This window comes from Candidatus Cloacimonadota bacterium (genome assembly GCA_012516855.1).
GTDB lineage: Bacteria > Cloacimonadota > Cloacimonadia > Cloacimonadales > Cloacimonadaceae > Syntrophosphaera.
On record JAAYWB010000005.1, the window covers coordinates 1 to 13,647 of the forward strand.

Below are 13,647 nucleotides of genomic sequence, written 5' to 3' on the forward strand. Positions count from 1 at the left end.
CAAAGCAAAATCGCCGCTGATATCCACCCCCCCGATGATCGCTTCCGGAAATATTATCAGGGCGCAATTCCTTTTCCGCGCCGCTTCAATATGCCGTTCTAACGTGCGTGATGCTTGAGACGGGTCTTTGATGACCGGTATTGCCGCTGCTGCCATGCGAATGGGCATCTTCTTGTTCCTCCACTTATTTCTTTAGATAGCTGAGATAATGGAATCATCACTAAGATTCAATTAAATCCTCTAATATAGAGTTAGTTTAATGTCAAGGAAATTGATGTACGTAATAGGTCACAGCTGTTTTGAACGTCATCACTGAAAATGCAAATCCAATCGTCAAAACTTCAAATAGCCAAATCAACTCATATTTAAGCCAAGGACATCAAGTAACAGTGACTATCCTCTCTGTGTTCTTTTCTTTAAAGTTTAGCACCATCAAGTCTGCAGGATGCGGGAGATTGTCCAAGCTCACAAGAATGTAGCTGCTCCCTGCTATCTTACTTGACGAAAATGCGTTAGCGTCATTAGTTTAAGTGGGTACAATTTGAGTTTTTTATTGACAGTTTACATGAGCATTGACAAAAATGGGGCAGACAATAATTGGACGCGATGAAGAGAAAATGACTATAAGAGTTATATAAACGGATATGAACCCCCTAAACGCCAATCCTATTTCTGGGAAGCTTGCTCACTTACAGGCAAGGGCTTTGAACGTTTGTTATCGGGCAGCTTCTATTGGATCCCGGTCAGGACAAGATTCCAGGCAAGATAGTGTTGTTTGTGTTTGCATGATGCGATATCCAAGTTTGAAGACCTGTCCAGAAACGACACTTCAATATTACTTATGCGCTTAATATCATCAAATGCTTCAGCAATGTTATCCAACTCTGCGCTTGGCGAATTACCCCCAATAACCGGTTTTGTTGAATCCCCTATCATTATGGAAAAGACATCCAATTGCTTGTCCCGGGACATAATGATGCTTTTTAGATCTGAGTGAACCTGATGAATATACTGCTATTCGGTTCTAGCTTTCCCAACAAACTGGAACCGCTAATGGGTATCTTTAACTACAAACTGCTTGAGAATTACCCTGCAGAACACAACTATAAGGTGGTTGCGCCAGTGCCCTTTGGGCTGGAATTCAAGTATCGTTACCATGGAGGAATCCATGCGCTGGATACTGTAATGATAGGCAACAAGCAGGTTGAAGTGTATCGTCCAAGATACTTGCTGCTGCCTAAGAGACTGCTGACGCCTTTGATTGGGTTTGTTGAATTTCTATTGTCTATCAAAACGATCAGAAGAATCCACCAAAAATGGCATATCAACTTGATACACGTGAACTTTGCCTATCCGGATGGTATAGCCGCGATGTGGATTTCCCGGGTATTGAAGATTAAGTATGTTTTGACGGAGCACAGAGGCTTGCTGGCCGAGACCCTGGACAACTTCTGGCTAAAGTCACAATTGAAGAAAGCTTATCGCTCTGCTGCTGCGGTAACAACCGTATCTGAATATAGCGCCAGTGTGTTATTGAAAAAAACCAATGTAAAAGCCACGTTAATACCAAATGGATTGGATTTTAGCCGCTTCCAGCCTCAGATTGGCAGAGAAAGACTGCAATATCTGGTCTGTGTAGCTAACCTCATTCCCACCAAAGGCATACAGTATCTGATAGAGGCCATCTCCCTGCTAAAGCTGCAAGGCTGGAGTTTCACGCTTGACATCATTGGGGAAGGCTCCTATCGCCCTCATTTGCAAAACATGATAGATCAGTCTGGATTGCAGGATAGCATAAAACTAAAAGGTATATACACACCAGAGCAACTTGAGCGGGAATTGCCAAGTTACGACGCGCTGGTCTTGCCCAGCCTGCGGGAAAGCTTTGGCATCGTGTTGATTGAGGCGATGGCTTGTGGACTGCCAGTGCTATCCACCAGATGCGGCGGACCGGAACAGATCGTCACTTCAGAAACAGGTTTACTGGTTGCGCCAGGTAGCTCTGAAGAGCTTGCCAAAGGGCTTAAGGAACTGGATGCCAAGTGGTCTTCCTACGACAGTGTTGCGATTCGCAGCTTGGCTGAATCCAAGTATTCAATTGATAGTGTGGTGAATAGCTACTTCACTATATATAAAAGTATTACACGGAACTAGAGATGTCTGTAAAAGTCTGCAACGTTAGTACAGTTCATCCACGGCATGACAACCGCATCTTTCACAAGCAGTGTATCAGCCTCAAAAAAAGGCACTTTGATGTGTTATTCTGTGTTGCGGATGGCAAGGGAGACAGCGTGGATGAAGGGATCAGCATCCGCGATATTGGCGCCTACCAAGGCCGTTTCCAACGCATGCTGAAGGCCCCTGTCAGGATGTTTAGGGAATTGCGTTCAATCAAGGCCGACATCTTTGTTTTCCATGATCCGGAGCTGCTACCCCTCGCTTTGGCCATGAAACTTGTTAGTAAAGCGCGGATTGTCTATGATTCCCATGAAAGCTACCGCGATTTATTCCTGCATAAAGAATATATAAAGCCGCAATACGCGAAGTTGTTATCCAAAGCCTTTGGGATATTGGAAGACTTTGTGGTCAAAAGACTGGATTTTGTTACCTCCGCGACAAAACACATCGATTCCCAGTTTGACTTGGGTAATCGCACTGCAGTTCTGTACAACTATCCCAAACTTGGCGAGTGGGATAACATGCCGGCCCGTGTTCAAGATTTTGCTTGTTCAGAAATCGTCTATATCGGCAATATCGTCGCGGAACGGGGTATCTCCCAACTCATGCAGGCAATTGAGCCACTTGATTGCCTGCTTCATCTTGCCGGAGATTACGAACCGGAATCTTACAGGAAAACGTTACAAGCTCTGCCCGGTTGGTCGAAGGTAAAGGAATATGGCTATGTTGACAGGACTAAAGTATTGCAGATCATCAGCAAATCCCTGGCTGGGTTAGTTTTGGTACAAAGACTCCCCAACTACATTGAGTCACTTTCCACAAAAATGTTTGAGTATATGGCTGGCGGCATTGCCGTGATTGCTCCCGATTTTCCCATCTATAAAACAATAATTGAGCAAAATGAATGCGGCATCTGCGTGGATCCTGCAAATGTAGATCAGATACGCGCCGCAATAGCATACTTGATCGCAAACCCTGGCGAAGCCCGCAAAATGGGGGAAAACGGCATGCGTCTGACCAAAGAAGTCTATAATTGGGAATCTCAGGAAAACTTACTGGAAGCTGTCTACACCGGATTAGCAAAACAAGGATTGAACGAACAGCCCTGACGCTGTCTTCAAGCTCCTCTTTTGCCTGGCAATTTCTACCTTGCGGACCATTTTCTTGGCTCACTTTAAAACCGATTGGGTAGTCCAGTAGACCAAATCTTTTTGACTCTCTTCCAAGTTTATGTAGAATAAGGTGAACTCACCCCAATAGCAGCTCGAGAACACTTATTCAACGGTCTTTGAGGGATAAGCCACCGGACGTACTGTTGGTGATATTGAAACAACCATTTCCTTCGATGGATAGTGTTCCTTTGAATTCACAATCTGCTTCCGAAATATTCACGGAAGCACTGTCTTCAATACAGAAGTGAACTCCATCGCCAAAAGTAATTGCTCCTGCCAGATTCAAAACAGTCCCGCTGAGTAACGTAATATGAGTACCCGGCGTGAAAATGAGCGTGGATTTGGGTTGATTTTGCACAACACTGGATTGGGTGAGTGTTATCTCCCCTGCGAGAACAGACTTCTGGGGCAGGGAGATATCCTCAGTAACAATACTGGGCAAAGTCCCGCACATTTGTAAGAATTTCCCCTCACCTGGGCCAAGCTGTACCGTTCTATCCCAACCTTCTTCAAAATACAGGCTATCGCTTGCAACATCATATAGAGCCACATATTCCCCAAATTGAGCAGTCGCGGATTCACTTATCGATACCATGACTTTCTGAGGATTGAAGGCTGGAAAGCAGGCATCGTAATTACCAATGCTAATATCTTCGGGATCGCCCAGGCCATTGGAATTGAAGTAATTCGCTCTCCGGTTAACAAGCATGATGGAGGGATTGTTATCACTATCCAGGAAATATCCCGCTTGAACATAACAACCATAAGGACCTGAAAGGGTCGGGGTCGCATTTGCTATCCCTGTAATGTGCAGAGAAGAAGTTTCGACGTCTGGGACAGCAGAGAACTGCATAATCGTGTTTGCCCCCTTCCATTCGAGCTTTGTAATTATCGGTCCGTATTGTTGAATTTTCTTATTTGCTTTTTGAATAGCGTTAAAGGTCGGAGGATTAATCTCGGGAGAGCCCAGATTTACAGATACAAGAGCTCCATATTCATCTGAGGTCAGTTTGGGGTGGCCGACATAACCGAATAATCTATAATTGAATATCCCATCAGCACCATAGCACAGAGGCAGATACTGCATCATCTCCTGTGTTTGCGGGGGAGGCAGGATGTATTGCTTCCAACTACCATTTCTCCAATGACCCATGGCTTGCACACAGGCATAGAACTCCCCTCCGTCCACCGAGTCGGAGTGCATCTTGGCATCTCGATATTTATCCAGCACAAAATCATCAAGAATGTTCTGGATGTGATTCTCATCAGAAGTGCTTTCGTTCCAGAGTATTTCCGGAGTGATCGGATATGGATTTACCATCAGATACTTTGGATTAGCCACATTGATAAAAGCTTCCACATTGTTGTAATACTTTGTCTCATTGGGAATATTGGGATCTATACCAATAGGAAACCGGCGGAAGCCTCTCACATTTACAGCAGTGAACTGCTTTTCCGGCCGGCCGGAGAGCTGAGGGGAAGTTTCTAATTTTTGATATGACCGGAACTGAGGCTGATAGGGCTCATCAAAAGTGAACATATGGGAGATGTATTCAGGAGAGCCGTTTTGCTGATAAATACTTTGCAGATATGACATACGGCTGGCAATCGCGGCCTCATACACGCCGGGATTGGATTCTATGTTCTTATAGAACTGGTCTCTGATCTCAATGAAATCAAGGGAAAGATCACAATTTCCAAGCCAATATACCCTCGGATTGATATTCACCAGTCTGTAACTCCAAGCTGAGTTATCCGCAAGCAGTTTTTTGGAAAAGAGTTCGGCATAGCTAACTTCCACATCCAGATATCGATAGCCGCTGTAATCGGGATGAGCCGGAAGGCTTTCATACGCCGATCTGGTGAGATTGTATTCTTTACCGATTACGGAATTCCCAACAATCAATTTAAGGGAATCAGGACTGACAGCGTGACCTCCTCCGGCATAAGGATATCCCACAATCGAGAAAACCAGGATACCATCATTATCAGCCAGGGAATCAATGCCTTCAAGCTTGAATGAGTATCGGATGTACAGCTTGTCGGAAGAACTGGGTGTCTCCAGAGGATTGATCTTTTTCAAGATAAACTCCTGCCCTATTCTGATATCCAAAGAATCGCCGCCCGATACTGAAGGTCTTCCCTTCCAGCGATATCTCAAATCACCGTACGCGAATCCAGCCCGGTCTTGGCCAGCTTCGCATCGCCAGACAAAGCCATAGGATGAATCATCGTCATCATCAGGGACGCCAACCCTTTGTTGTATTGCCAATGACTTAAAACCATTTACATCCCTGACCATATACCTGGTTTCCCTTGACCCGTACCAATAGTTGCTTGCGCTTCCGTCACCCGGTTTGATTTCTGCCCAATCGCTAAACTCAGCTTCGAATTTCATATAGCTACCGGTAGTATATGCATAGCTTGAGCCGGTCTCTCTGGGGCTGTATGTTTTATCCATTATGGCAGCATTTAGGCCATGCGTTCGCATTGAGCTGAAAACTCCTGCGAGATCGGAGCTTACCGGGCCGTCAATAGCAGGATAGGTTGTGGGAAACAACTCTATCAAGCTGGTATTGTATCCGAGCTGTTCTATGTAGGAGTTGAAGGCCTCTCTGTTGTTGTAAGCCCACTCTTTGTTCCCCATAAAAGAGAAAGTGCCCAAAGGATAGTCGGTAGAGAATAAAACAGAGCTTAGTAATAAGCATACTATAGCCAACACAGTCAACTTTTTCATCTGTTTCTCCCGGTCATTAATAGATTAATAGCTTCGTGCTGCCCAGCCTTTCTGACCTATGCTTTGCAAGGATGAAGTAAATGCCGGTAGCGATTCCCTCACAATCTATCTGATAATCCCCACTGCCAGGATTGTCTGCAGCAATATCCCAAGTCTTGATCTTCTGCCCTTTGAGATTGAACATCTCCACTGTGATTCTCTCATGTCTGCTGATTCCGGAACTGATTAACTTAAGGGTAGTTAAAGGCTCATTCCTAGGGATGGGGTTAGGATATAATCTGATGCTGTTTGTGATATCTGGGGCAAGCTCATCATTATTGCTTACTGTCGTATCTATCAATGAAGCATTCCCTGAGTAAATATAAACTTTGCCAGGTGTAACATCGTGGCCGCTACCTTCGTCCCAAAAGAAAGGAGCAGATACTGCTATATCAGAGAGCCCATCGCCGTTGAAGTCGCCGGTAGCTTTTGAATAACCGAAATTGTCAGCAACCTGTGGGTGCACTAATCGAAGGTCATATGTTCCGTTAACATTCTGCCCGCCCAACCAGATAACCACATCACCATCAAAATAGCTCCAGCGATGATCTGAAGCCACAATATCATCATAGCCATCGCCATTGAAGTCGCCATAGACCATGCGTAAACCTTTATTGTAATTATAACCCCAAGAGATTTCCGGAGTTGTTAAAGTAATGCTTGGTAGCGAGGATAGATTATCCGCTCCCAGATGAACATTCAAGCCGTAGCTACTAAAATCATCATAGCCATCGCCATTGATGTCACCTAGCGCTGAGGCTCTAGCGTTTGTGCCATATATGGATTCGTTTAGAACCAAGGTATCTGCCTGGGGAAAGCTCTGGCTACCAAAATAAACCAGCTTCTTAGAATAATTGTCCCGATTAACAGGAATATTCAGGTGACAGTCATCAAATCCATCTCCATTCACATCGCCTATTCCCATTAAGCAAGGATATGACCAGTCCGTTGTGCGGAGCAGATAGGGTGAGCCGAAGATGTCATCCCAAATATAAAGATAGTATGTGCTACGTTTGGAGTGAAATAAGCTGTACATTATCGACAGATCATCTTTCCCGTCAGAATTTATGTCACCTAGTGCAAAAACAGTAAAACTCACTCCTCCCGGAGCAGACCAGATAATGTCAGGCGTAGCTACAGGATTTGCTCTGCCGAGATAAACACCAAGATAACAATCTATATTGGGATTGTAAGTTGTGCCGTGGGCCCAAACCAGCAGGTCATCAAAGCCATCATCATTCAAATCTCCTGCATTAATGAGTGCGGGTGCATTTCCAAACTGTGGTGTATAAGTTCCTTCGATCACGAAATCCGGTATATTATCGAAACCGGGACCACCCCAATAGAAGTAGAGCTTGCCATACCTGATATTCTCGTTGTATACACCGGTGGGATTCCAGTGAGAGGAAGCTACCACCAGATCATCATAACCATCGCCATTGTAGTCCAGGCTCACTACCGTTCTGCCAAAATAGCTGCCAATAAACTCGCCGTATAGTGTGGTCATCAGATCCATGTGGTTCTGGGCGGAAAGACACACTATTCCTAGCGTGAGTGTGATAAACAGCAAAGACCTTTTTTTCATCTTCGTCTCCTTATTCCCTGGAGTTAAGAAACCTTGTAATAAACAATCCTTATTACGCGCGCGGTGGTCTTAAGTCCGCGTGATGTGACTGCTGCGCTTGATACTCGCTCAAACTCATTCTGATTCATGTCCATTTTGCTGTCAAGCTCAAAATCAAACAAAACAGCTCTCTTGAAACCGGGTGGGTAAAGTTCTCCGGGCTGTTTTATGGCTGGGCGCCCGCAACCACTTGATCTGAAAGAGTGCCATAACTGCCTGCCCACTGCCATGTCCTGCCAGCCACACCCTTAGCGCTCGCTTCCATTCCTCTCCCACGCCCCTCGAACAATTCTCGCATCAAATGCGGGCATTGTGCGGGAGGCGGGTTCGGGGCACGGGAAAGGGCCTTAACGGCCAGACAGCACTGCTTCATCTAACCACGGAATCCCCGGCCAATTCTAACCACCGCTTATCGTATGCCACCTCAAGGTGTTACCGGCCCGGTTTGAAAGCAAGCCATAAAAAAAGAGGGAGCGCTCAGGCTCCCTCGTGTGCGATGTTGTAACTAAGGTTGAAGGCTCGCCGCGCCTGCCCCCGTGGGGCGGCGCGATTTCTCCTATCTGATGATGGTTATCTTTCTGGTTTGCCTCAATTCACCTGCTTGCAGGCGGAGGTAATAAATCCCGCTGGCCACGGCAGTTCCGAAGTCGTCGGTGCCGTTCCAGACAAGGTCATGGCTGCCTTTGGCAAATTCACCGGCGGCGAGGCAGCGCACTTTCTGGCCTCGCAGATTGTAAATATCGAGCCTGGCAGGGCCTTTGGCGGCAGTCTTAAAACTGATGTTGCAGCTGGCTTGGAAAGGGTTTGGCCAGATTGTGGAGATCCCAGCATCCAATTCCGGAACGGCGGGATCGTCAGCGGCTGAAGATTCGAGATTGAAGCAAGCCGCGATATCGGCCATCCATTCCGCCCGGTCTGTGGGGTCGGTGAGTTGAGAAAAGTCAAAACTGAAGTAGAACGCGCGGTAAATTGGCAGCTCCAAAGCTGTGGCGCAAACTCCGTTTTGCAGATACGCATGGCCGTTCACAGGACCATCCTCAAAGGTGAAGGCGGCAACCGCTCCGACATCCGGATACTGAACCTGGTCAGCATAGATATCCGGGCATTCATCATAAAAGAAGATGCAGTCCGGAGTGTTGGCATAAACGTTGTATTCGGTGTTGGGTGTGCAGATGGGAGAATCAACCCGGCGCAGGATGGTCCCGTGCTCATAATTGTACACATCCGGCCCGGCCAGGCCGTTGGTGCCTCCGCCCGGACCGGCGGGGACATAACATGTACGGAAATAGGCATTGAAAAGCTTGCGCATCACACTGTCGTTGGGATGGGGGTGGGTGTAAGCAGCCCAGCCGTCCGAGGCCATGAAAACGTTGCGCGGAGCAACGATCGTGCCTCCATCCAGCCAGTTCATCAGCGCCACGCTGAGGCTGTCGGAACGGCCTCCCTGGCTGCCGGTTACGGCATAGACGAACACGGCATGATACTGGTTTGGGATGCCCCAGGAGGGGTATTCCTCCCAGTCATAAACGTCATAAGAGAGGTTGAGGGAGTCGAACTGCTCGGTGTAGTAAGGCATTTCATTGCGCTGGTAATCCTGGTTTCCAGAGATCGCCAGCAGCACTGTGGCCCCAGAGCTGGGCAGGATTTTGAAACTGAAGCATTCGCCAGGCGCACCGGCAGGCAGGGTTGCGTTATTGTTCAGCTCATCACAGGCGCTGAAATAGTAGCGCAGTTCACTGCCCAAAGGGATCTCCGGCAAAGAGTAGCTATAGGTGGCGCCCTGAACAGATGCAGGATCCAGGCTTTGCCAACCGTCGCCGTGATTGAACCACAAAACGCATTCGCTGATGGTGGAAAAATCTATCACGTTGGCTGTAAGCTCCGGATACTGGTTGAAAGTGTTGCCCGGCTGGTCATGACTGATCACCGGCGGCTGGGTGTCATCGGCGTTGAAGAAGCGCAGCGCCAGTCCGTCGTGCAGCAGATTACCGGCTGGTTCGACACCCATATAGGCGCTGTTCTCAACAATTTCGCGCAGATAGACCAAGCCGATGTCGGCACTCGCGTTCTGGATGGCCACAGTGGCGCTAAGTCCGTTGGCGTGGGGCACATTGCCGGGGATCTGGCCCGTTTGGGTGGTGTGATACTGCATCACGATCTCACCGTTTTCATGCAGGATCACCTGAAACTTGAGGCAGGGGCTGCCGCCTGTTCCAACATCGAATCTGAGGTTGTTCCACTGGATAATGGTATAACGTTCCGGAGCGTTGCCGAAGGTCTGGAAATAAATGTCGGAAACGCCTTCCTCGGCAAAGAGGTCATCCCAATAAACAGCGATCAGGCCAGGCATCTGGGCGTATCCGGGAATGGGATACACGTAGTTGAATATGTTGCCGTCGTTGTCCCAACCCTGGCTGGGATAGGGGTTGTACCAGGTATTGTCAGCTAGCAGAATTTCGCCGTTGATGTCCACATAGGCTTGCGAGTACTGGTAACCATAGAAAGGAAAGGAAAATCCAAGCGGGATGGGTTCGCTGAAGTTGTCGTCACCGGCAAAAGTGGGAACCTGATACATGATGCTGGAAGTGCCGGTGGCGCTGATGTCCTGCCAGTCGTAAACCGGACCACCGGGCGCGTTGCTGTCTATGTAGCTGTAGCCAAAGGCGTCCGGCCCGCCCTGTGTGACGCGCTCCACCACTGTGAAGCCAAAAACCAATGTGTTGTTGCCAGGGTTGCCGTCGGCATTGGTGATCTCGAAAGCGATGCTGTAATCGCCCTCCGCGGTGATGGTGCAGGCCTGGGGGAAGCTGATCTCAGCGCTGGCGTCAGGAGGCAGGTTGACGTTTTGGAAAGCCTGGCCGCTCCAGACCGTGGCGCTGTTTGAATCGCGCACGGTGGCGAGCAGTTCCAGTTCAGCGTTGAAAGTGCTGATGCCTCCGTTGGAAACCGTCACCATAGGTGTGAAGGGCAGGTTCAGGAATTGAAACTCCATCGGACTGTGGACTTCGGTCACAGCCAGATCGACACTCAGCGGCGGCAGCACAATTACGCTCAGAATGTCGCTGTCGCTGAGCCCGGAAGTCCCGTCGTGCAGGGTGAAAGTGATGTTTTCGGTGCCGTTCCAGTTCGCGCAGCTAAATTCAGCGGAAAGCCCGTTAATGCTCACCGAGACGTTCACTGCTCCACTGCAGGTAAGCGAAGCCGTGTTCAGGTCTGTCGTGGTGATATAGGGCGTGAGGTCCATGGTTAGGCTTTCGCCCTGATAGAACGTAATGCTTTCCGGCAAATCGAGTTCCGGCTGTATGGTCACGGGTTGTCCCGCGCGCACGTCGTCAATCAGGATGCCGTAGTTTTCGCATTCCCAGAGGAAGCCGATATAGATTGCCTGTCCTGTCCAGGGTGCCAGGCTGAGCCGGACCTCCTGATAGCTGGTGCCGATTTCGCTAATATCCGCCAGCAGGGTGTTGAAATTGCCAACCGCCGTGCCGGTGGTGGAAACGAAGACCTTTAGGGGTTCGGTACTTATCCAACTGCGGGTCCAGAAGATCAGGCTGTCGCCCGCTGCCACAGTGATTTGCGGCGTGATCAGCCAGTCGGAGTTCTGGTTGGGGAAATAGTTGTCGCAAAAAGCGACCCGCGTTCCGCTGTGGGCATGGGAGTCGTTGTAAATGTTGCGCCAGGTCATGCCGTCTCCGTCGTCGTGGAAGGTCCAGCCATAGGGCAGGGTGGTGATCCCTTCAAAATCCTCGTCGATGTGCCATTGTCCGAAAACCGGGAGCAGCGCTGTCAGCAGGGCCGCAAGCAATAATAGTTTCTTCATGTTGACCTCGTTTTAATTGAAGCTTAGCAGCGGTTCTTCGATTTGCATGAACCATTCGTAGGCGCCGGAAACGTCTCCCCCCAGGGAGCGGTTGTCGCCCCAAAAGACGCTCAGATTGCCGCTGCTTTTATGTTTGAGCGCCGTGTCGATGTCGCCCAGATGGATGTTTTCATTGGTGCCGAGGCAGATCAGGGCGGCTTTGCGTCCGTCCGCGCCACCGCTTTCCAAAGCCCGAGCCAGGTGTTCCGCTCCCTTCTGGGCCTGATAGCCGACTATCTCGTTGTTGCCGATTTCCAGCACGGGACGCAGCACCTCTTCGCCAAAAACGTGGATCCTTTCACTGGCCAGAGTTCCGTTCATGCTGCCGGCTTTGGGAATCATCAGGATTTCGCCGCCGGGAAGGTTTATCACCGGCGACTGAAATTCGTTCTGGCCAAAGGAGCCGCATTCCGCCACGATTTTCTCGATGCGAAACTTTAGCGAACTATTTCTGCCGCTCAGCCTTACAGTGTCTTTTCCGCTCAGCTCGCGGCACTTGGCCAGGGTCTGGCAACATTGCCTTTTATAATCGATGTCCAGAGCTCGCCAGAATTGCACTTCGCTCTCGATGGCACCCTCGGAAAGCGTGTCCTGCAAAAGGCCGGGCATCATGGCAACGCGGACACCGCGTTCGCGGATTATCTGTTTGGACCGCTCCAGCATGCGGTTGCGCAGAGCCAGCTTTTTCGGGTCTTTCAGTTGCAGGAAACGCGCTTCGCCATTGAGGTTCAGATACACGTCGGCTGTCTTCAGATACCGGTTCATGTCTTCGTAATCGGCCTTGAAAGCGGCCAGGGAAAACTGCTCGTATTTGGCTTTCAGCGCGTCCAGATCCTGATAGATCAGGGTGCAAAAAATCCCACGCCGCCCGGCTTCCAGCTTCAGCTTTTCCACCAGGGGGAAGTTAAATTTGCCGCTCACGATCAGCAAACGCTCACCGGGAACCAGCTTGAAGGATTGGTCGATCAGTTTGGCCGCTATCCCGGCCAGGTCGATGTGGTGGTCGCGCTCCATGATGCCGTTGATGATGGCTCGGCTGTTCAGAACGTTGCCGTTGTTTTCCAGGCCGATGGAAAGGTCCAGCACATAGGTTCTGGCCGTGGCCCGGTAATAAACCTCGCGGCCGCCGCCGGAAGGGAGCTCAACTATTTGCAGCAGGCCCTCTTTGAGCATCTGGTTGAGGTTGTAGTGAATTTTCTGTTTGCTTTGGTCAAAAAGATTTGCCAGTTGCTGGCAGGTCGCGGGGGCGTGGATAAGCTCTTTGAGCAGAGCCAGCTTCAACTGGCTGCCCAGTTCCTTCAATTGCGCGTGGCGCTGGATCAGTTGCAGGTTTCGGATCATCTGAAACACCTTGTTGCTTGCATGATTTGCATCCTGAAACCAGATTGCACAGGCCGGGATATTAGTCAAGAACTTTTTGACCATTTTTTCCTAAGAACCCTTTAGCCTTCCTTAACTTATTACGGAATCAAGGGAAAAAATTTGTTCAAGTCCATTTAAGGCGGATAAACCAGGGCACTGTTTACTGTCAGACTCTCTTTGAACCGGGAAGCTGCCCTCAATCATCCAAAAAGCAGCCTGGAGAGCTTAAATGTTAGTCCACCACAATATACTGCCAGTCAGGCCCTGAGCGCTCGCGTCCATGCCTCTCCCCCGCCTCCCGTAATATACCCGCATCAAATGCGGCCATTATGCGGGAGACATGTCCGGGAACTGGGAAAGGGCCTTAACGGCCTGTCGGCACCGCTTCTTCCCTGCTACACGCCAGCATATAGCCAGGAACGGACACCGACAGCGGCAATGAATAATATGTCCAGCACACTTATTGCACACTTATTGCACACTTATTAGTTCATTGCCGCAGATTATCCTGTCGTCAATACTTACTACGTTCGCTGTACTCCAAGCAGTCCCTGGACCTTACCTATCCGATTTGAAAGAAAGCATAATCATTCCGACCAGAACTTGGATGTGCTTGAATGTTTTGCCAAACGCGACAGACCCATAGTTGTTAACGAAGGCGAAATTGTTCAGGTGG

6 protein-coding genes are annotated in these 13,647 nt (G+C 49.2%); 2 read left to right on the forward strand and 4 right to left on the reverse strand.

Features of this window, described 5'->3' with window-relative positions; genetic code table 11:
• Positions 1–1,002 precede the first annotated feature (1,002 nt).
• Together GX466_00210 and GX466_00215 are read left to right on the forward strand one after the other, a co-directional pair.
• Positions 1,003–2,154 (forward strand): glycosyltransferase family 4 protein, encoded by a 1,152-nt coding sequence (locus GX466_00210; GenBank protein ID NLH92640.1) that lies wholly within the window; start codon positions 1,003–1,005, stop codon positions 2,152–2,154.
• A 137-nt stretch (positions 2,155–2,291) separates the two neighbouring features.
• Complete coding sequence (locus GX466_00215) at positions 2,292–3,287, forward strand: glycosyltransferase family 4 protein (protein NLH92641.1); 996 nt, start codon at positions 2,292–2,294, stop codon at positions 3,285–3,287.
• Between the two features lie 169 nt (positions 3,288–3,456).
• Here GX466_00215 and GX466_00220 read toward each other — a convergent pair whose 3' ends face one another.
• The 4 genes from GX466_00220 to GX466_00235 all read right to left on the reverse strand — a co-directional run bounded on the left by GX466_00220 (position 3,457) and on the right by GX466_00235 (position 12,950).
• On the reverse strand, positions 3,457–6,087 hold the full coding sequence (locus GX466_00220) for a hypothetical protein (protein ID NLH92642.1): 2,631 nt from the start codon (positions 6,085–6,087) through the stop codon (positions 3,457–3,459).
• A 16-nt stretch (positions 6,088–6,103) separates the two neighbouring features.
• Positions 6,104–7,711 carry a hypothetical protein gene (locus GX466_00225; GenBank protein ID NLH92643.1) on the reverse strand — a complete coding sequence of 536 codons (1,608 nt, stop codon included), beginning with the start codon at positions 7,709–7,711 and terminating at the stop codon, positions 6,104–6,106.
• A 595-nt stretch (positions 7,712–8,306) separates the two neighbouring features.
• The gene (locus tag GX466_00230) at positions 8,307–11,570 is read right to left on the reverse strand and encodes a T9SS type A sorting domain-containing protein (GenBank protein ID NLH92644.1); all 3,264 of its coding nucleotides are present in this window, start codon (positions 11,568–11,570) and stop codon (positions 8,307–8,309) included.
• A 12-nt stretch (positions 11,571–11,582) separates the two neighbouring features.
• Positions 11,583–12,950 (reverse strand): hypothetical protein, encoded by a 1,368-nt coding sequence (locus GX466_00235; GenBank protein ID NLH92645.1) that lies wholly within the window; start codon positions 12,948–12,950, stop codon positions 11,583–11,585.
• Positions 12,951–13,647 lie beyond the last annotated feature (697 nt).

What these genes read in the sequence shown, in the direction of transcription:
- GX466_00220 (NLH92642.1), bottom strand. Translation starts at nt 6,087, where the DNA reads ATGAAAAAGTTGACTGTGTTGGCTATAGTATGCTTATTACTAAGCTCT.
- GX466_00225 (NLH92643.1), bottom strand. Translation starts at nt 7,711, where the DNA reads ATGAAAAAAAGGTCTTTGCTGTTTATCACACTCACGCTAGGAATAGTG.
- GX466_00230 (NLH92644.1), bottom strand. Translation starts at nt 11,570, where the DNA reads ATGAAGAAACTATTATTGCTTGCGGCCCTGCTGACAGCGCTGCTCCCG.
- GX466_00210 (NLH92640.1), top strand. Translation starts at nt 1,003, where the DNA reads ATGAATATACTGCTATTCGGTTCTAGCTTTCCCAACAAACTGGAACCG.
- GX466_00235 (NLH92645.1), bottom strand. Translation starts at nt 12,950, where the DNA reads ATGATCCGAAACCTGCAACTGATCCAGCGCCACGCGCAATTGAAGGAA.